General features: G+C 47.2%; 16 protein-coding genes. 9 read left to right on the top strand and 7 right to left on the bottom strand.

Annotation, left to right across the window (positions count from 1 at the left end):
• A partial coding sequence (locus Q4Q46_RS00005; RefSeq protein ID WP_311904915.1) for a transposase occupies positions 1–282 on the top strand: 282 nt, incomplete at its 5' end.
• 222 nt (positions 283–504) lie between these two features.
• Here Q4Q46_RS00005 and Q4Q46_RS00010 read toward each other — a convergent pair.
• From Q4Q46_RS00010 to Q4Q46_RS00035, 6 genes are all read right to left on the bottom strand, one after another.
• On the bottom strand, positions 505–933 hold the full coding sequence (locus tag Q4Q46_RS00010; protein WP_311904916.1) for a hypothetical protein: 429 nt from the start codon (positions 931–933) through the stop codon (positions 505–507).
• Between the two features lie 121 nt (positions 934–1,054).
• Positions 1,055–2,176 (bottom strand): ABC transporter permease, encoded by a 1,122-nt coding sequence (locus Q4Q46_RS00015; RefSeq protein ID WP_311904917.1) that lies wholly within the window; start codon positions 2,174–2,176, stop codon positions 1,055–1,057.
• The gene (locus tag Q4Q46_RS00020) at positions 2,166–3,122 is read right to left on the bottom strand and encodes an ABC transporter ATP-binding protein (protein WP_311904918.1); all 957 of its coding nucleotides are present in this window, start codon (positions 3,120–3,122) and stop codon (positions 2,166–2,168) included. The genes Q4Q46_RS00015 and Q4Q46_RS00020 overlap by 11 nt, the downstream gene beginning before the upstream one ends.
• On the bottom strand, positions 3,119–4,288 hold the full coding sequence (locus Q4Q46_RS00025; protein WP_311904919.1) for an HlyD family secretion protein: 1,170 nt from the start codon (positions 4,286–4,288) through the stop codon (positions 3,119–3,121). Before Q4Q46_RS00025 ends, Q4Q46_RS00020 begins: the two co-directional genes overlap by 4 nt.
• Positions 4,285–4,986: a TetR/AcrR family transcriptional regulator gene (locus Q4Q46_RS00030; protein ID WP_311904920.1), complete on the bottom strand. Its 702-nt coding sequence runs from the start codon at positions 4,984–4,986 to the stop codon at positions 4,285–4,287. The genes Q4Q46_RS00025 and Q4Q46_RS00030 overlap by 4 nt, the downstream gene beginning before the upstream one ends.
• 124 nt (positions 4,987–5,110) lie before the next feature.
• Positions 5,111–5,458, bottom strand: a complete 348-nt coding sequence (locus Q4Q46_RS00035; protein ID WP_311905093.1) for a hypothetical protein — start codon at positions 5,456–5,458, stop codon at positions 5,111–5,113.
• An 874-nt stretch (positions 5,459–6,332) separates the two neighbouring features.
• Between Q4Q46_RS00035 and Q4Q46_RS00040 the strand changes: the two genes are divergently transcribed.
• From Q4Q46_RS00040 to Q4Q46_RS00075, 8 genes are all read left to right on the top strand, one after another.
• Positions 6,333–7,190 (top strand): lipase family protein, encoded by an 858-nt coding sequence (locus Q4Q46_RS00040; RefSeq protein ID WP_311904921.1) that lies wholly within the window; start codon positions 6,333–6,335, stop codon positions 7,188–7,190.
• 11 nt (positions 7,191–7,201) lie between these two features.
• Complete coding sequence (locus Q4Q46_RS00045) at positions 7,202–8,530, top strand: DUF4785 domain-containing protein (RefSeq protein WP_311904922.1); 1,329 nt, start codon at positions 7,202–7,204, stop codon at positions 8,528–8,530.
• Between the two features lie 481 nt (positions 8,531–9,011).
• Positions 9,012–12,263: an nSTAND1 domain-containing NTPase gene (locus tag Q4Q46_RS00050; protein ID WP_311904923.1), complete on the top strand. Its 3,252-nt coding sequence runs from the start codon at positions 9,012–9,014 to the stop codon at positions 12,261–12,263.
• Between the two features lie 19 nt (positions 12,264–12,282).
• Positions 12,283–12,660: a DP-EP family protein gene (locus Q4Q46_RS00055; protein ID WP_311904924.1), complete on the top strand. Its 378-nt coding sequence runs from the start codon at positions 12,283–12,285 to the stop codon at positions 12,658–12,660.
• Positions 12,661–12,785: 125 nt separating this feature from the next.
• A complete protein-coding gene (locus Q4Q46_RS00060) occupies positions 12,786–13,832 on the top strand; it encodes a transposase (RefSeq protein ID WP_311904925.1) in 1,047 nt (348 codons plus the stop codon).
• Positions 13,833–14,133: 301 nt separating this feature from the next.
• On the top strand, positions 14,134–15,162 hold the full coding sequence (locus Q4Q46_RS00065; RefSeq protein ID WP_311904926.1) for a sensor domain-containing diguanylate cyclase: 1,029 nt from the start codon (positions 14,134–14,136) through the stop codon (positions 15,160–15,162).
• 177 nt (positions 15,163–15,339) lie between these two features.
• Entirely contained in the window at positions 15,340–17,934 is a 2,595-nt protein-coding gene (locus Q4Q46_RS00070; RefSeq protein WP_311904927.1) for an FAD-binding oxidoreductase, read from the top strand.
• A gap of 360 nt (positions 17,935–18,294) precedes the next feature.
• Positions 18,295–18,819 carry a lipocalin family protein gene (locus tag Q4Q46_RS00075; protein ID WP_012588096.1) on the top strand — a complete coding sequence of 175 codons (525 nt, stop codon included), beginning with the start codon at positions 18,295–18,297 and terminating at the stop codon, positions 18,817–18,819.
• Between the two features lie 158 nt (positions 18,820–18,977).
• Here Q4Q46_RS00075 and Q4Q46_RS00080 read toward each other — a convergent pair whose 3' ends face one another.
• The gene (locus tag Q4Q46_RS00080; protein ID WP_080514475.1) at positions 18,978–20,570 is read right to left on the bottom strand and encodes an ABC-F family ATPase; all 1,593 of its coding nucleotides are present in this window, start codon (positions 20,568–20,570) and stop codon (positions 18,978–18,980) included.
• Positions 20,571–20,666 lie beyond the last annotated feature (96 nt).

Genomic DNA, 20,666 nt, shown 5'->3' on the forward strand with positions numbered 1-20,666 from the left:
GCTTGGTGTGGCTTGGTTCCCAAACAACACAGCAGCGGAGGTAAAGAAAACCTCCTTGGGATAAGCAAGCGGGGAAATGCGTATTTACGCACCCTGTTCATCCACGGCGCCAGAGCGGTGTTGCAACACAGCCAGAATAAGCAAGATAAGTTTAGTTGCTGGGCAATCCAGTTAGCAGAGCGCCGAGGTTTTAACCGAGCCTGTGTGGCCGTCGCCAATAAGCTCGCGAGAATGGCATGGGTTATCGCGGCGCGTAACGAAGAGTATCGGCTTCCAGTATAGAACTGAATTTATTTTTAATGATTAACCAACCAGCAAGTTGCTATGACACTTGATTTGATGATGAGACAGTCAGACTGATCTACTGAAAACCTTACGGAGGCATAGGCTCATTACGAAGCCGCAAGGATGATAAGGACAGTAGAAGCAGATATCCATCAGGGCCAGAGGCATACCTCAATAACAGGCCGGATATATGGGTGCAATGAACTCTTCTCAAAATCGCTATCGAATGTCTTGCAAACCGGATGGGTCCATATAAGAGGCCTGAATACTAAAAGGCTCAAAGAAAAAACCTCGTAACACAATCAGCGGCAACATCATCAAAGCGTAACTCGCTAACACTATCCACCAACGAGCATACCAGCGGCGGGGTTGAGTAATATCGTAACGATGGGCGATCATAAACCCGTGAATGGGACAAATAACAATAAATAACCAAGAGAGGTAAATATGTTGAAGCCAAGCCATATTCCCCGATTTAAATGGGAAATAATTTGAGTGTAAAAATACATCCACGGCCGCTATAATCAGCGCAACAATACAATATCGAATAAAATATTTAAATTGATTAACGTATAAAAATACAAACGGCTGAAAAAATATACCTAATAATACTGCGAGCCAAGTTTTTGGCTTCCATTGAATATCCAATTGAACTCCGTTTCACCCTAGATTTGGAAAACGGCATCATAATTCACAGCCCAAGCTAGCACAACCTCATTCCCAGTCGCTGATAGCCTGTCATGCGGCTATCAGCATGCTGTTAACAATATTAATCTAGACGCTTAGAGAATCTCATGCTGGCGATAAATAGCCCGATACAGGTAAAACCTATCATCCACAGGGCATCAAATTGCAGATCCATCACTTGGGCATCGCGCAACACTATGGCCCGTGACATGCGCATAAAGTGGGTTGCGGGTAAGGCTTCGGCAATCCATTGCGCCGCGATGGGCATGGCTTCGTAGGGGAACATAAACCCCGACAATAGAATCGATGGCAGCAGGATAAATACCGTCATTTGCATCGATTGCAGCTGGGTTTTAGCTATGGTCGAAATCACTAATCCTAAGGTTAAACTGGCGCAAATGAACAACATAGCGGCAAGGGCGATGGAGTCAATCCCGCCACGAATCGGCACATCAAACAACAAATGCCCTGCGCTCAGGATAATGGTCACTTGCACAAAGCCGACGATCACATAGGGCACGATTTTACCCAGCATCAACTCCAGCGGCCGCACTGGCGTAGTGATCAAAAACTCCATATTGCCCTGCTCGCGCTCACGCACTATGGCGGCGGAGGTAAACATCACCATGGTCATAGTCAAAATCCCCCCCAACAGGCCGGGCACGATATTGACCACAGAGCGTTGCTCAGGATTGAAATATTGCACTACTTCAAAACTCGGCATCACAGTTTTTTGCGCTCTCCCTGCGATTTCATCCAGCGGCATTTGCCTAAGGCTACGAATGGTTGAGGCGACAACCGTATCAGAACCGTCCACCAGCCATTGCCCTACCGGCTGAGCTAAATATTGCTGGCCCGCAAAGCTTGGATGGCGCACTAAGCGCTCATCGAGATCGGCGGGCAAATACAGCACAGCTTTAACTTCGCCGCGAGTGATCGCCGCCTCTGCCTCAGCTGCACTTAAATATCGCTGTTTGAAATCCACCACCTGCGTCGCTTCCACCGCCTGCACCAATGAGCGGCTGTAGGCAGAATCACTCAAATTCACCAGCCCCGCGGGCAGATGGCGCGCATCGGTATTGATGGCATAACCAAACAACATCAGTTGCACCAGCGGGATCATGACTATCATGCCAAAGGTCATACGATCCCGTGATAATTGCCGCAGCTCTTTGACGACAATTGCAAAAATTCTACGCCACATGGTCAGTTTCTCCCTTGGACACCCCAGCCAAACGCTCGCCGGTGCAAGTGACAAACACATCCTCTAGGCTAGCGCGCACTTCTTCCATCGTCCGGCTGGCAACCCGAGGTTTAAGCCAAGTGAGCGGATCTTCAATATCGCTGCGCACTAACACCCGTAAACGACTGCCGATTTGCGCCGCCGACAATACCGCTGACTCGCTGATTAATGATTGCTTTAAATTGCGTAAATCATCCCCTGAAATTTCAACCACCCGAGCGCCCATCGCCGCCATCAGCTGCTGGGGTGAACCGTCGGCGCGTTTTATCCCCCGCTCTAAAATCGCCAGACCGTGGCAACGCTCGGCTTCATCCATATAGTGAGTCGACACAAGAATCGTGGTGCCTTGGGCGCAGAGATCGAATAAGCGCTCCCAAAACTCGCGCCGATTCTCGGGGTCGACCGCCGAGGTCGGCTCATCGAGAAATAACAATTCGGGGTGATGCAAGGTCGCCGCCGCTAAGGCCAAACGCTGTTTCTGGCCGCCACTCATGGAGCCTGCCATTTGTTTTTCTCGGCCGACTAAATCGTACAGCGTGACTAACTCGGCTATCCGCAGCTTTGAGGCTCGGCGGTTCAAACCATAAATTTGCGCGACAAACTCTAAGTTTTCCCGCACAGAAAGATTGTCGTACAGGGAGAATTTTTGCGTCATATAGCCGATGCGGCGACGCAGTTTTTCCTCGGCGCCGGGTAAGGTTTCACCCAAGACGCGGATTTCCCCCGCCGTTGGGCTCAGCAGCCCAGTCAACATGCGGATTGATGTGGATTTTCCGCAGCCATTGGGGCCAAGAAATCCATAAACGGTTCCCTTGGGAATCGCGAGGTCGAGGTTTTCCACTGCATTGACGCCGCCAAAGGCGCGGGTCATGCCTTGGGTCTCGATAGCAAAATCGGCGTGGCTCATGGCTGTTTCACTTTTTGTTGCACTTTTGGCTGCACATCGAGTTCCACAGCTAATGCCATGCCCGTCGGCAAATCCTTACCCGCGGCGGAAATGGTGATATCAGTCAGATACATCAACCGTGCTCGGTCACGTTCATTAAGCGCATAAAACGGCGTGTAAGCGGGTTGACTGCGGATATTGCGCACTGTGCCAGCAATCGGCATTTCGCGGCCATCCACTCGAATATTGACCTTATCGCCCGCCTTCACTCTGTCTAACCAAGTCGCGGGCAGATAAACCCGCACATAGGGATGCTCACTCGCCAACAAACCAATCAACTGAGTACCCGCAGCAATGCGATCGCCCACACGCCAAGGTAGGGTATCGACAACGGCGTCACGCGCCGCCACTAAGCTCAAGTCGGCTAAGGCTTTTTGTTCGATGGCGACACTGGCGCTGGCGGCGGCCACCGCCGCTTTGGCTTGTTCTAGCTGCTCACTACGGGTGCCATTTTCTAATAGGCGCAGGCTTTGCTCGGCCTCGGCTTGCTTGGCTAAACTGGTATCCCGCGCTGCACGGGCGGTATCTAAATCCGCTTGGCTCAGCACTTTCGTGGCATACAAACGGTTAGTGCGCTCAAAGGCACGCTGCGCTTCCTTCACGCTGGCATTCGCCCCATCGAGCACGGCCTTGGCGCGTTCTATATCCTCTAAACGCGCACCAGTCACCGCCTCAGAAAGTTTAGCCTTGGCCTGTTCAAGCTCGGCTTGACGCAGGGCAAGGCGCGCATTGGCCGAAGTCGAATCGAGCGTGAGTAGCACTTCGCCCGCCTTAACCTGCTGACCTTCAACCACATTTACCTGAGTAATCAACTCACCCACGGGCGCGGTCAGTGTCAGCCTGTCACGCTCGACTGTGCCAAGGACGCTCGGCGACTCTTGAGTGCAAGCCGCTAACGGCAGCAACAAACAGCCTAAAACGACACCTATCGCGACTCTTTTAGCTAATGCGGTTTGATTAGTTAACTTATTTTTACTTAAGTTGCTGTTGCTTAACTTGCTGTTGCTTAACTTGCTGTTGCTTAACTTGCTGCTACTTAACCTGTTGTTACTTGAGTTGTTTTTACTGAAACGATTGCGACTAAAATCTTGGTCATTCAACATCGTTAAACCTTTCGTTGAGCTCATGACTGGCTCCTTGGTTCACATAACAGTCCCTGCGTAAAAACCTGCATATTGTGCAGAGCTAAGCGCTGCAAAAGCGCAGCATCGGCATCAAAAAAGCCGAACTGACGCATTAATACGGGCGGGGCAATAAGCGGAAATACCATAAGACTCACAAAACTTAGCCGTGCTAAATCGGGGTCGACGCCCTCTTTTAATAATCCCGAATTAACTAACGTGGATTCGAGCCATTGCCGCGACAGGGTTAACACTTGCTCAAATACAGACAAGATAATCCGATAGGGTTCCGAGCCATCGCCCTCCTGCAATACCCGTATAATCAGTCGTGGCAAGCCAGGGTTGGGTGCCATAACGCGATAGTAGGTCTGCATGATTTCGCCGACATTATTCGGCGCTTCAGCCGCGGATATTTCGCGTAAGCGGGTTAATACGGGCTCAAGGGTTTCCCGCACCATTTGTTCGAACAAACCCGCTTTCGAACCAAAATAGTAACGGATAAGCGCGGCATCGACCTCGGCTTCGCGGGCGATTTCACGGGTAGACACAGTAGGATAACTGCGGTGACTAAAGAGACTTAAGGCAGCGGTTATTAAGCGTTGACGCGCGTCTGAGCTCCCTTTTGGACGACCGAGAATGGGCGGCGATTCAGCTTGGGCAGTAAATGGAACAACGCCCCTAGGACGACCGGGAATAAGCGACATGGCAGGCTCCAGCAAAATTCATCTACTGATGAATATACTGAAACGCCGCGTAAAAAGGCAGCAGTTAAATTCCTCATTTTCATGGGTATTGAGGAATTTAACTCTAAAATACCCAGACTAAAATTTATGCACCTTTGACTATGGCACCTAAACGGCTGACAAATTGCTGCACGGCTTCGACTGTGTCAAAGCTAAAGGCAAGTCCATAGTGGGTTTCGGTGAGACTCTTATGCAAACGCTTTGGAAAACGGGTCATCTCCGCATTGTGGAAATAATCGTATTTGGCATGCACGCCTGCAATGGTGGCGAGTTCGCCAGAAAAAACCTCAAATGCGGGCCGAATAATCAAGTTCGGTGATTTACCGTCGAGGTGTAAATAGAACGCCTCTTTGGTGTCTGGGAGCATGTATTCGGTAATGTTTTTTATGCTGAAGTTAGTGCGGCATTGCAATCCACTTAAGCAGCTCACCATCTCATTATGTTCTATCGCCAAACTTATTCTCCCTTATCTCTTTAATCCTGCCCAAGTCGCATTGCATCTCGTATTTCAACCCATCGCTCAATCACTGTTTGAATCGCTGTTTCTATTAGTGATTCAACCAATGGCTCAAATCAGTGCTTCAATCAATGGTTAAATCAATGCTTCAATCAATGACCTAAAAGCTGACATATCATAAATGCGTGCATTCTTGGCAGTATGGGTATTTATCACGTTGATACTACGTTAACTCAGCTCAGCCTAATCGGTTTACGCTTTAAATGCACTAAGCTGATGTCGATCTCACAAAGCGAGTGGCTAAGTTTAGCGAATTTATCCAAAAAACCTTTATATACAGAACGATAAACCGATTAACTCAAACGCAAAGCCAATGTCACAGAAAATTCTTTTGCGTAATTGAGCCATGATTTCAAACACTATAAAACACAGTACCATTTATTAGTCATTGCTTATCATCACCTTATCACCCTCGATATTGATATTAAAACGCATGCTTTAAAATGCTGCCATGCTATTCAATTATATGGTGATTTTTTACTTGCCAGCTAAAAATGTTACGTCTAGGTTAAGAAGCTTGAGTTAAGTCCTGTTGATAATGGCTAAGTTACGGCAATCACATTGACTGCCAACCTAAACTAGCGCATTCACCCTATCCCGTCGTATTCAGGCCTTAAATCATGTTCTACCCAAAGTGAGTAACCCGCGCCTATGGCGCATATAACCCGAGCCATGTCAGCCGATTTAACGCTAACTTACGGCAAATCCTTAGCATTAACCGATTTGCCCTAAACAGTCGCAACGGACTGCGCGGCCACTATCAACAAGACCAACAACACGAGATATACCCATGAAGATCAAAAAAGCCCTCATGCTCTTGGGTCTGTTAGCTGTCAGCCCAGCGACATTAGCTGCAACCGGAGTTGCCTTTATCCACGGTACGGGTCACCAGACCAATGCCTTAACCGATTACTGGACACCCGAATTTGTAAACTCAGTGCGCCAAGGCATCCCAGTGCCAAATAATTACACAGTGATCAACTGCGACTTTAACCAATATATGTGGGAAGAAAGCGCCGCAGGTTGTCTGGCGACCCAGCTCAATAGCTTTATCCAAGCCAAAAATATCGATGACTTAATTCTGCTGACCCACTCCAATGGTGGCAACGTAGTGCGGTGGATTTTATCTAACCCCACGTGGGACAGCCGTTATCCTGCGGTGATCAACGCCACCTCAAAGGTTATCGCCCTCGCCCCATCCAGTGCTGGTACGCCGCTGGCCGATGCGGTGAACCAAGGTAATGTGTTCGAAACCAGCTTAGGCTGGCTCTTAGGCTATGGCAGCAATGCGGTGAAACAACAGCAAGTGGGTTGGATGGCAAACTACAACAACACTATGCTCTACGGCACTGCAGGCCGCCCATCTCTGGGTAAACCCTTCGAAGTCGTGGTGGGCTCTGATGTTGATTCCGCCATTTGGGACAGCGACAGTTACTGCGCGGGTTATCAATACCAAGTGGCGCTCGAAACCACTCAAAACTGGCTCGATAGCTGCTCCGACGGCTTCTTAAATTGCAGATCGCAAAAGGCAGCTGGCACAGTCTGGTTTACCGATAAACAAAAGACCCGTGGCCAAGAACCCCTAAGCCATCAGCAGAGCCGCCGTGCGTGTTTCAATTTAGACACGCTGATCCGCAACCATATTTAAGGAGCACTAAGATGCATACACTCAGCAAACTTGCCAGTGTCTTGGCGCTAAGCGGACTGCTCGCAGCCTGCCAAGATGAAGCCACACCTATAGATCCCAAAACCAATGCCAGCCCAATGTACGCCAAAGGGTTAACCCTAGCCGCGCCGAGCAATACCGATCTTGTCGATAGCAATATTGCCAGTCCAACACTGGCGCCCATTAACACCAGTACGGATTACATTAGCTTTATCACCCCTTTGTATGGCGAGTATCAGACAAGCGCGCCGCAGCTTGAACAAGCCAGCCAAAGTGACGAGTATTGGGTCAATGTAACCGGCGCGCAGCTTAATGCGGGCGTGGGCCTCACCATGAGCCAAGCGTCAAGCCTAGTGCGCATTGCGCCTCGGGGCGATACCCGTTCTGGCGCCTTAATGCATGCAGAGGCTATCGCCCCTGAGCGCGTACAAATTCAGCGCGTTAGCCCTAATCAGTCACCCCAAGGCAAAGCGGCCAACAGCAGCGGGATAAACACCAATGAGTCATTGGTCAAATCGATGGCCAACGCCGATGCCCTTGCTAGCGCAGGATTAACCGATGATTCCAGCGCACTGCAAATGTCGGCGAAAGCCACACCGGGCCAATATCGCCTGCAGGTCAGTCAGCCGTTAACGCCAAGCGCCAACTACTTAGTCAATGTGAAGGAAAAAGGCTCGCCCTATCAACTGAGTGTCAAAGCCTCCTCCGCCATCGCGGCTGATGCGCAAACCCTTGGGCTTGAACTCGCACTCAGCCAAAGTGATAACACCTTCGTGCCGCAGGCAACACTCAAGCAAGCCGATGGCGATATGCAACCACTCTTGATGGTAAAACAAGGTGAGACATGGCAAGCGGTGATCCCCGCGGGCGTGGCACTTTCGAGCAGTAATGCGGGTTTCAGTGAAGTTGAAATTACAGTGCAAACACAAGTCGATGGCCGCCCAGTGCAGCGCACAGTCAAATCTGTCTTTAAGTCCTATGTCAATTCGGCGAGCATCAAGCCCGAAGTGCTCACGGTTTGGGATAAAGGTCTGCCTAACCAAATCAACTTTGAGTTATCGGTCGCCGAGGCGGGACGTTTTGGCTTAAGTGGCACGTTAACCGGCACCAATGCCGAAGGTCAAAAGGTGGCGATTCTACGTACCCAAGCGGCTAATTGGCTGACCCCAGAGTCGCCAAAGCTAAAGCTGATGTTAGATCCTAAGCTCATCCAAGCCTCGGGTTTACAGCCGCCATTCGAACTCAATGAGTTAGAACTGCAAGATCAAGGGCAAATGGCCAGATTAAGCTATCAAGCCAAAGCATTGATCTTAACCCGCTAACATTAGAGGCTCATGTTAAGGGACTGATATTAAGGAGCAGATAGAAGACGCGGGCTTTAAATGCCAACGTTAAACCAGAGGCGAGGCTCATCAGCTCAAGTTAATCCGCCCGAGTTTTCTCTCTCATTGAAAAGTGCCCATAGTGGGCACTTTTCCATTGTTGATGTTTTGCTAATAAACAGCCAAAAGCCGCCGCGTTATTTAACATGCTGCGTAAAGCACAAACTGTTGACAGAAAAATGACAAGCTGCAGATGATTACCCATAGCTGCCATGAATAAAATTTACATTGATTATCAAGGGTTATTCCTTTTAAATAACAAATGTAATAGGCATAATGTCAAGGCTTTGACATCAAACCTTAGGCTGACAACAGCCGAGCACTTACAATAAAAAATAACAAAAATATAACTATAAGAGTGGTAACTAACGGTACGTTTTCCCACAGTACGCTAGCCAATACTCAATAAATGGACATCGTTATGAGTGACAGCACATTTTTCTTTGGTGAATGGCAAATCAATCCCAGCGCCAATAGTCTGCTCCTTGGCAAACAAGTCAAACAACTTGAACCCAAGGCGATGGATGTGCTGTTATTTCTCTGCCAACGGGCGGGCGAAGTCATCAGCAGTGATGAAATAGTCAGCCACTGCTGGCCGGGCGTAGATACTGGCGACAATCCACTACACAAGATTATCAATCAGTTACGTAGAGCATTAGGCGATAGCGCCACCGATCCCACCTATATAGAAACCATACGCAAACGCGGCTATCGCACCTTAGCCGAAGTGCGTTTTCCTATCGGCCACGAAGCCACCGCCAGCCCGCAAAGTTGGCAAGGCGGCTCGCCCTTTCCGGGTCTGCAAGCCTATAGCGCTAACTATGCCGAGGTGTTTTTTGGTCGCAGTGAACAAATCAGCACTTTGCTTAACCGTATCAGCCAGCAAATCATCTATGGTCGTGCCTTCTGTCTGGTTTTAGGCCCAAGTGGCAGCGGTAAATCCTCCCTGATAAATGCGGGTGTTGTGCCCAATTTAATGAAGGGCGGCGGCTATAACGGCATTGGTGTTGCGTCGTTCAGCAGCTTAGATTTTGCCGATGTGAGTAAAGGGCAACTGCTAACCGATCTTGCCAGCGCTATGCTCGACTGGGAAATCAACGACACGCCAGTATTCGAAGGCATGAGCGCCGATACACTGGCGGTTCAACTTGTCGAAGATATCCAAGGCATAATCAACCAATGCACCCAAGCACTCAAGGTTCAGCCCTTTACTCAGCCGTTTTTTGCCTTGTTTATCGACCGATTAGAAGTGTTGCTCTCATCACCGCTATTTAGCGATACCGAACGAACCCAGTTCATAGAATTATTGGAACAACTCGCCACCTCAAAAGCCGTGATTATCATCAGTGCCTGTCGTAACGATTTTTATCCGCTGCTGGTCAATTATCCCAGCCTGATGGCGGGCAAAGCCCGCGGCGCCCATTTTGACTTAGCGCCGCCAACACGCACTGAGCTGTTGCAGATGATCCGCCTGCCAGCCGTTGCCGCCAACTTAAGCTGGGAAGTTGACAGCGAAACCGCGATGCCGCTCGATGAAATGCTCTGTAGCGATGCCGCCAGCAACCCAGATGCGTTGCCTATGCTGCAATACACCTTGCAGGCGCTGTACTTACAACGCAGCGACGACGATAAGTTATTAGTCTCGGTTTATCATGCACTGGGCGGTATTGAAGGGGCGATTGGCAAAAATGCCGAGCAGGCGATTTCACACTTAAGCGATGCCGAAAAAGCCAGCCTACCGCGGATTTTATCCCTGCTAGTGACTCTGCGTGAAGATGAAAAGTCCATCACCAGCCGCACCGCTCGCTGGTCACAACTACAAAGCACCGCTGAAACCGCCCTAGTGCAAGCCATGGTCGATAGCCGCTTATTCGTGTCGCATCTGCAAAATGGAGAACCCTGTTTTAGCATCGCCCACGAAGCCCTGCTGCGCCGTTGGCCACGGGCGACGGCTTGGATTAGCGAACATAGCGACAGTTTGAGTATTAAGAGTCGCCTACAGCATTTATCTAAGCGTTGGCTCAGCGAAGCCAAACACAGCGCTTATCTGCTCGCCGAAGGCAAGCCGTTAAAAGAGGCCCAAAGCCTCAGCCAAAATCCGTTATTCGATTTAGACGATCCCGAAACCGCCTTTATCGCAGCCTCCAGCAAACGCGCCAATATGCTGCGCTGGACGAGGCGCCTAACCGTCGCCCTACTGTGCGTCCTCACCTTAACCTCCGTCATTATGAGCGTGCGCAGCATAGAGGCCGAAAAACTTGCCCAGCAAAAACGCCTCGCCGCCGAAGATTTGCTCGGCTTTATGGTGGGTGACTTCGCCGACAAGATGCGCGGCATCGGCCGTATGGACTTACTCGACGGGATCAGCAATAAAGCACTGGAATATTTCAGTGATTTTTCCAATACAGAGGATGATGCACACTTAAGTTTTGACGCCCGCTTCCAACACGGCCAAACCTTAGAGGCCATGGGCGAAGTGGCATATTCGCGCAATAAAATCGATGAAGCTCGCAGCGCATTACTGGCGGCGCAAGAAAAAATGCTGCCGCTCTTGAATGTGCAGCCGAAAAACTTAGCCCTACTAAAAACTCTAGGTGCCAATGCGTTCTGGTTAGGGCAACTGCAATATGATGTCAGTGATTGGGCGGCGTCACGTCCCTTCTTCGAGCAATACTTAGCCTATAGCCAATCTATGTACGCCCTTGCGCCCGAAGATAAAGATGCGCTCATGGAGCTGTCCTATGCCCATAACTCGCTTGGTTCTATTTCCATGAACCAACAGGACTTTGCCAAGGCACAGCAAGATTTCGAAGAATCATTACGATTAAAGCTATTGGCACTGGCCAAAGCCCCCGAAGATAGCCAACTGATTGCCGATGTTGCCGATACACGTTCTTGGTTAGCTAGTGCTGCGGTATCACAAGGTGATATAAATACTGCTATCCAAATCCATGAAGAAATACAAAAAGCCTTGGCAACCAAAAATCTTGAAAAACAGCCTTATTTACTCGATAGGCTTACTGGAAGTTATCAAAACATCGCCACACTTTTAAGTTATCAAGGTCGCCTAACAGAAGCTTTAAATAAAGCCTCTCTGGGGCTTTCTACTATTGAGTTTGCATTTAAACAAGACCCTGAAAATGAACGTTGGAAAAGATTGAAATATTATTCTTATTCGCAACTTATTGAATTAAGCACAAGTAAAAGCCAATATTTAGAAATTGAAAAATCAACTAACATCAATTTTTATGACAAATTTTCATTGATCAAGTCCTCAACATACAAAGATATCTCTGCAAAAATCCTTTTATCCGAAGCAAAACTCATGTTAAACATTGGAGAATTAGATGAGAGTTTGCAATATGCAAAATTAGCAACCGAATCATATCGAGAATTAGCAAACGATTTCAATCAAGAAATCACCTACATAGCTAACCTTGCAATAAGCGAATTACTACAAGCTAATATTTATAAACAACTTGGTGAATCATCTTACAGCATCGAGTTATGTAAAAAGGTAAAACAGCAAATAAGGCCTTTTACTGAAAAAAATAAAGATCCAATATTTACGATTTCCTATGCAAAATCGCTAGATTGTTTAGGGGAACTTGATATACATAAAGAACTTATTCTTTTTTTAGAAAAAACCGATATTAGAAATATTCGATTCTAACCACAGAAGGAAAATAAACATGACGGCACCACAAGGCTCTGCACAATTTATTAAAGTGAATGTCACCCTCGAAAATGGAGAACCTGTATTTATTTATACCGATGCAAACGGTCAACAGTGCCCAGGTGATGTCACCATCACTCAAGCTGGTACTGTAACTTACCTGCTCAATGACCAAACCGGTAAAGGGCTAAAATTTGTCGGTGTAGGTTTTGTGACTCCATTCGATGAAATTGTTGATGCAGTGACCATCAGCAGTGATGGTATGTTAGTGCAAGTAGTGGATCTCGATAGAACCCCAGGCACCACTAAGTTCCAATTTGTATTGAGCAATACAACTAATACTCTACTGGTATTAAGCCCAGATCCACAAGTTATCAACCATCCTAAAAACTAGGGTCGGATTTTTCTCAGGACAGCCAAAAGCAGGGACAAAAGCAGGGACAGCCATGTCTTTTTGTGCTTTGTCCCCTCTTCTACTAGTCTTTAGATTATCTTCACCTTGTCTGTTTGGAGCGAGTCATGACCTCGGCCAGAAGAATGCTTATCGATGCCAATACAACGCCCTTCTATCATGTGATAAATCGCTGTGTCAGAAGGGCTTTTCTGTGCGGTGAGGATAAACTCACAGGCCGCAGTTATGAGCATAGACGTGGCTGGATTGTCGATAAAATCAAAGCATTATCCACCATTTTTTGTATCGACATTTGCGCCTATGCAGTGATGAACAACCATTACCATTTAGTACTTAAAATTGATGTTGAGGAAGCAAAAACCTTAAGCCCAAAAGAGGTTATCAGCCGGTGGTGTCAAATAACTAAAGGCCATACTGTCGCAACTAAGTATATGAATGGTGAAGCCTTAATTGACGGTGAACGCATGCTGCTCGATGGGTTAATTACCGAATGGCATGAACGTTTATCCAGCATATCTTGGTTTATGCGCTGCCTGAACGAAGAGATTGCCCGTAAAGCAAATCGAGAAGATGAGTGTAAAGGTGCCTTCTGGGAAGGCCGTTTCAAATCCCAAGCTTTGCTAGATGAGCAAGCCTTACTAGCCTGCATGATGTACGTGGATTTAAATCCTATTCGAGCAGGGATTGCCGACTCTTTACAATCTTCTGATTTCACCTCGATTCAAGAAAGAATTAGTGCACTCAAGCAGGTAAATAACATCATCATCTCACCGCAAGCACCAGTCCAATCCGCAAAAAATAAGCCTCAAACGATAAACAAATCTCTCGCCAAGTTCGATGCGGCGACACACTCTAGTCAACAAACGGGCATCCCTTTTCATTTTGCGGATTATCTGGAACTTATCGATTGGACTGGCCGCGCCATTCGCCATGATAAAAAAGGCTTTATCGATAATCAGCGACCAAAACTGCTCAATGAGTTAGGGATTGCATCAGATGCTTGGCTCAGCTCTGCTAAAGATTTTCGCCGCCAGTACAGTGGCATCAGTGGTCGTTGGGATGCGATGTGCGCTTTTAAACTTCAGCAAGGTGGTAAATGGTGTAGAGGAAAATCGAGTAGCGAAGCTCTGCATCCAAATCAACCTTTAGGGTAAACGAGCCGTTTCCACCTCTTTATCTGCGGTTAAATTTCGACACTAACATCCTTTGCGCTTGCCGCTTAATAGCCAAAAATCCACTCATGGGTGCCACTCTTTTAACTTAGCCATGCCCAAAAACCTCGCTCAGTTCTGCTAAATCAAAGAATTTATCGCGAGAAGAGTAAATTTAAAACCTTTATAAACAATAGATTAAATCGGAAGGTAAGCAGAAGGTATCTTTTCTTTGCGAAGAATAAAGTCATCATCAGAAAAGCGCTTAGCGCAGATGACATTAGGTTCACGGAGAATGATAACAATGACAAGCTCACCTACACAGACTCGCTCACAACATCCATTATCACTTGTGGGTAAAGGCAATGGTTCACAGTGCACTGCGCAGCAAGGCTTGGTAGAACCCTCGTTGCCGTTAACCTTCTTCGAACATGCCTCGATTGAAACGATTCAACAGTTTATTCAGCATCTGACCGAGCCGGTGATTATCGTCAATGCCCAAGGTTACATTTACTTTAGCAATAGCAAAGGTGCTGACTTACTGACATGCCCGCAGGCCAGTTTGAAGGGACAAGATTGGCGCAACTTTTTGACCGAGCACCATCAAGCTCGCTACGACAATCTGCTGAGCAATGATATTAAGCTAGGCAAAAACTGCGGCATTCCAGTGCAGCACTGCGCCGAAGAAATCACCCTCATTACCGCCTCAGGCAAAGCAAAAGATGTCGAACTCTCCATTTCCTACATCCCCAGCCATGAACCTCTGTTCGTGATGATGATGCACGATTTAACGCAGCACAAAGCGGAGAATCAAAAGCTACGTAAATTGGCCGCCACGGATTCACTGACAGGGCTGGCGAACCGCCGATACTTCGACGAAATGCTACATCACTATTGGGAAGAATGCACAGGTAAGCTGGGCCCTATCAGCGTGGTGATTATCGATGTGGATTATTTCAAAGTGTTCAACGACCAATTCGGCCATATCCAAGGCGACGAATGCCTACGTAAGATTGCCAAAGTGATCGCTGACATAGTGCCAATAGACATTGGCCTGGCAGCGCGTTACGGCGGTGAAGAATTCGCGCTAATTCTGCCAAGCCACAATGCCAAAATGGCACTGACGATTGCCCAAAAAGTGCAGCAAGGGATTAATGAACTGCGCTTTACTGAGCAAGGCCTGCGCGATTATGTCTCTGTGAGCGCGAGCCAAGGAATTGCGAGTGAAATCAATGGCCAATTCCGTACCTCACTCGCCATGCTGTGCGCCGCCGATACCGCATTGTATCGCGCCAAAGCCGATGGCCGTGACAGGATCAATACATCGCTTTAATACCTATTAATTGGCGACTTGTTTGCCCGCAACTGATTTACCCAAAACTGATTTACCCAAAACATAGTTATCCGCGACTTAGTTACCCGCGATGGATTAACCACGGGATGAATTACCCCAGTTGCGCTTTAGCGCACTGAGGTAAAACACGCAAAGCACACGAAAGGACGCACGAATATGAATAAGCTTGAGGCATCAAGAAATATACGGGCAGTGATTGAAAAAAGCTTACCCGTGAGCACGTCACCCCTTGCCATATTTACTTACCAGTGTTGGGTTAAAACCAGCGCGGGTGGGCGTGTGTTCCATTATAAAACCGATCGAGAAGATACCTATTTCGCCGTGGACATTAATTCACTGGGGCATATTGAATGCGTGATTAATACCACCTTGCTGCGGGTTGAGGCAATTTCAACCTTAGGTGGACTCAACGATGGCCAGTGGCACTTATTGTCTATCTGCCATGAATACCATGAAATCAATTGTTATGTGGATGGTGAAATTACCCATACACAACTCAATAATCTGTCACTGGTTGCCGACAATGAGTTTTTAATTGAAAACGTGTCATTACCCAATCACCGCGACACTCATTTCGATGGTGAAATATTTGGCATCACTTTACTTAATCGATTATTAACCCGAACCGAAATCGTCGACTATTATCGTAATCCGGCGCAACAAAAATCGATTACCGAAAATAACCTTTACATTTATCAGCATCAAGATGTATATAATTTTCGTGATGAAAACGTTATTCCACTTCAAAGACAGAAAGTGCTGCTGGTCATATTTAATGATACTGAATATCAATTCATAAAAACCACCGCGGATAGCAACGCCTATAATCAACAACTGCCTAAAATTATTCCGCCACACGAACGCCGAGCCTATATTATTGAGTGTAACTATAACACTTGGCCTAATTTTAATTATGTCGTTAATTACGCGGTGAGCAATCAAGCGGATATCACTCTCAATATTGAAGTATTTAAATCGCTGACGGCCTATCGTTCGAATATTAAAGTGACCGTCGCGAATGAACTCGAACGGGATTGTTTGATTATGCAATCGACCGAAGAAGAATTAAGTGCAGAAGTGCGGATCAGTGAAAACTTAGTGATCACTCAAGCCAAAAACTTTGTTAATTTCATCAATGAAGTTCGCGCACACATTCCGGCCGACAATATTATTACCGCTGGCCATTATTATAGTGAACAGCAATTCTCAGTCAGCACGGGTAAGCAAATGATTGCCTACCAACAAGCTTGCCAGTTGTTCAACCGCAGGTTACAAAAAAAACCACTGGCGATCATCAAATGCACTTCCACTGAAGAAGTTAAAATCGCCTATAAAGCGGCTATCGATTATAACTTGCCGATCAGCGTGCGCTCAGGTGGGAATGATCACGAAGGTGAAAGCACTGAAACCAATACCATAGTGTTGGATCTGCTGAAGATGGATAGCCTCACTTTAGATCCCATCACAGGTATTGCGGCCATTGGCCCAGGCAATCGCTTTATCAATCTCACCACTGCCCTTGCGAAAAAAGGCGTGATGATCCCCCATGGCACCAGTGGCAACGTTGCCTTAGCGGGATTTATTATGGGCGGCGGCTCAGGACCTTGGACCCGCAAATACGGCATGTGCTGCGAATCCCTATTACAGGCAGAAATCGTCCTCGGCATTGGTGAAACCCAAGTCGTCTCGGTTGCCAATAAACCTGAGTTACTCTGGGCGCTCAAGGGGGGCGGTGGGTTAAGTTACGGCATAGTGACCCGCTTTTTTGTGCAAACCTTTCCACTACCGCCTTGCCTGCTCAAGTTTGAATTAGAGTGGAATTGCTATGACAAACAAACCCATGAACTCATTGAGCACACCCCAACCAAAGACATTTTACAGCGCTGGGAAGCCATCATTAATGCCGACAGCACAGGCTGTTTGATTGGCACCAATCTCAAGATAAATGCCAGACATTTCCCCGCAGAACAACACAAAACGCCTGACATAGACACTGAGTCGATTAAGCATAACTGCTTGATGTATGGCTTTTGGGAAGGCAATTCCGCCAGTCTGAATCACTTTATCCAGACACAATTTAATGAGTTTGACCTAGTGCCCAATGATATACGCATCGAGGGTATGGGCGGACTCACCAAAGCCTACGGTGAAAACTTAATGGCCAATTGGGAAAGGGAATCTTTTCATCATCTGCAAGCGGACTTGCAAGGCATAAACCGCTCACCGACGCCACCCGATTTGGATGAGCCCGCGCCCCATAAAGTCACCTCGCGCTTAGTCAATCAAACGGGGCTAAGGGACGGTTATAAGCCACTGCTTGAAAGCTTAACTTCTCGCTATGTGCTTGAAGGCAATCGCCAATTGGGGCTATTTACCTATGTTACCCTTGGCGCCATTGCGGGTGATTACTATCGCACTATGGGTGAAGAGCAAAAGCGCCGCAGCGCCTTCCCCTACAAGGACAGACAATACACGATTCAATATCAAACTTGGTGGAATAACGCGCTGCAAGAGAAACAACAATTACAGGATAGCCAAGTGTTTACTCGCATTAATCGTGCGCTCGATTGGATTGATGCCAGCCGAAATTATGACATCCCCAACACCTCAGGCGCTTTTATCAGCTTCAAAGATAAGGCCATCCCCACTGATGTGTACTTCGACCATAACTACGCCGCGTTAAAACGGATTAAGGCGGCCTACAGCCAAGATAGCTTTAACCATTTCCGCTCACGTAAAAGCATTATTTAGTTAATACACTGACATAACCTAGGGTGAGTTTTTAGGGCAAAATCGACGCCGTCCACAGGACGGTGTCGGCTATTTTCGCCCATTATTTCTTTGCCGAGAAACTCACCCGCTTAAGCATAGCAAGCCTGGTCGTCGCGCTGATGGGCTTTATCAGTCAACGCAAAGTGCGGGTTGCGAGCGAGTAATCCACAAGACAGTCGCCGAGACGACTTTAGACAACAGAACTTTAACTAACAGGACTTTTACCAACAGAAGCCAAGTAGCTGAAATAATGTGAAGAAAATAGTGTAAGCTCGATAGAGGATTGATTGAACATTTAACTTAAGATGTGCAACTAAGACTTAAGATCAGGAGGTCAAATTGAGAAAGCTACTGTTAGTCATCAGTATATTTTTGCTCAGCGGTTGTTTAGGCATGCCTAAACTGGTTCAACCCGTTAATGATTTTGAGCTGAATAAATACTTAGGTAAATGGTACGAGATTGCGCGCTTAGATCATTCATTCGAAAGAGGGTTAAGCCAAGTTAGCGCAGAATACAGCCTGAAAGACGATGGCGGTGTGATGGTCATTAACCGTGGATTCTCAGCGGCTAAAAACGAATGGAAAGAAGCCGAAGGTAAGGCCTATTTTGTGAATGGGGATTCAGAAGGCTATTTGAAAGTCTCCTTCTTTGGGCCATTTTATGGATCGTATGTGGTCTTCGAATTAGATCATGAAAACTATCAATACGCTTTTATATCGGGACCCGACACGGATTATTTATGGCTACTGGCTAAAACCCCGACTGTGCCAACCGAGGTACTGCAAAAGTTTGTTGAAATGTCTAAAGCCCGCGGTTTTGATACCGACAGTTTGATTTATGTGCAGCAAGAGTCAGTGCAATAACGAGCGTCGCTAACGCGCTAGAATCAAGTGCATAAAAAGCTAATCGCTAGATAATAGACAGATAACAGATACAAAAACGCCGCAATGTATTGCGGCGTTTTTATTGATGCTGCATTTAGATGCATGCATTTACACATGCAGCTAAATCAAGAATAACCTTAGACTTCGATGCCTTTACTGGCAAGGAACTCATCGTAAGTGCCTCTGAAGTCATTCACACCTGTGTGAGTCACTTCGAGGATACGGTTAGCTAGCGACGATACGAATGCACGGTCATGACTCACGAAAATCAAGGTGCCTTCGTACATTTCCAGTGCGTTGTTTAATGATTCGATCGATTCCATATCCATGTGGTTGGTCGGTTCGTCGAGCACTAAAATGTTGGCTTTTTGCATGATGAGCTTGCCGAATAACATACGGCCTTTCTCACCACCAGACAGCACTTTGACTGACTTTTTAATGTCGTCAGAACCAAACAACATACGGCCTAAGATGCCACGTACCGATTGGTCGTCATCTTCTGGTTTGCGCCATTGGCTCATCCACTCGAACAAGGTCATTTCGTTAGCGAAATCAGACTCATGATCCTGTGCATAGTAACCAATGTTGGCGTTTTCAGACCATTGGATAGTACCGGCATCCTGCGGGATGTCGTGGATCAGGGTACGTAACAGGGTCGTTTTACCGACGCCGTTTTCACCCAGTACCGCAATGCGCTCGCCCACTTCAACAATCAAGTTTAAGTCTTCAAATAGCGGCGTGTCGTAGCCTTTAGTCAGATTTTCAATCACTAAGGCATTACGGAACAGTTTCTTCTCTTGCTCGAAACGAATGAAGGGGTTCACACGGCTAGAGGCTTTTACTTCATCTAACTTAATCTTGTCGATTTGACGGGCACGTGATGTGGCTTGTTTCGCCTTAGAAGCGTTAGCCGAGAAGCGTGCTACGAAGGTTTGCAACTCAGAGATCTGGGCTTTTTTCTTCGCATTATCAGACAATAAACGCTCGCGAGCTTGGGTAGCCGCTTGCATATATTCGTCGTAGTTACCTGGGTAAACGCGCAATTCGCCGTAGTCTAAGTCAGCCATGTGCGTACAGACTGAGTTTAAGAAATATCTATCATGCGAAATGATAACCATAGTACTGCTACGTTGGTTCAACATGTCTTGTAACCAACGGATAGTGTCGATGTCCAAGTTGTTGGTAGGTTCGTCGAGCAGCAGCACGTCTGGATCAGAGAACAGGGCTTGCGCTAACAGTACACGCAGTTTTAAACCCGGAGCGATTTCAGACATCAAACCAAAATGGCTGTCGATACCGATACCTACACCTAACAGCAATTCACCGGCGCGAGATTCGGCGGTATAACCGTCCATCTCAGCAAAATCCATCTCTAGGTTGGCTACAGTAATGCCGTCTTCTTCACTCATTTCAGGTAAAGAATAAATACGGTCACGCTCTTGCTTTACCTTCCACAGTTCGCGGTGGCCCATGATCACTGTATCGATCAGGTTGAATTCTTCATAACCGAACTGGTTCTGGCTTAATTTACCCAGACGCTCATTCACATCTAACGAGACGTTACCGCTGCTAGGATCTAGATCACCACACAGGATCTTCATGAAGGTCGATTTACCACAGCCATTCGCGCCGATAAGACCGTAACGGTTACCACCGCCAAATTTAACTGAGATGTTTTCAAACAGTGGCTTAGCGCCGAACTGCATGGTGATATTTGCTGTTGTGATCAAAATGAACTTCCAAATCGAGTAATGTTGGCCGAGCCAGCTGGCGCCGCTTTAAATAAGCATAAACCAAATAACGCTATGCCGAAGGGGTAAAAATAA

Origin of the sequence: Shewanella vaxholmensis, from assembly GCF_031932135.1 — a bacterium.
Lineage (GTDB): Bacteria > Pseudomonadota > Gammaproteobacteria > Enterobacterales > Shewanellaceae > Shewanella > Shewanella hafniensis.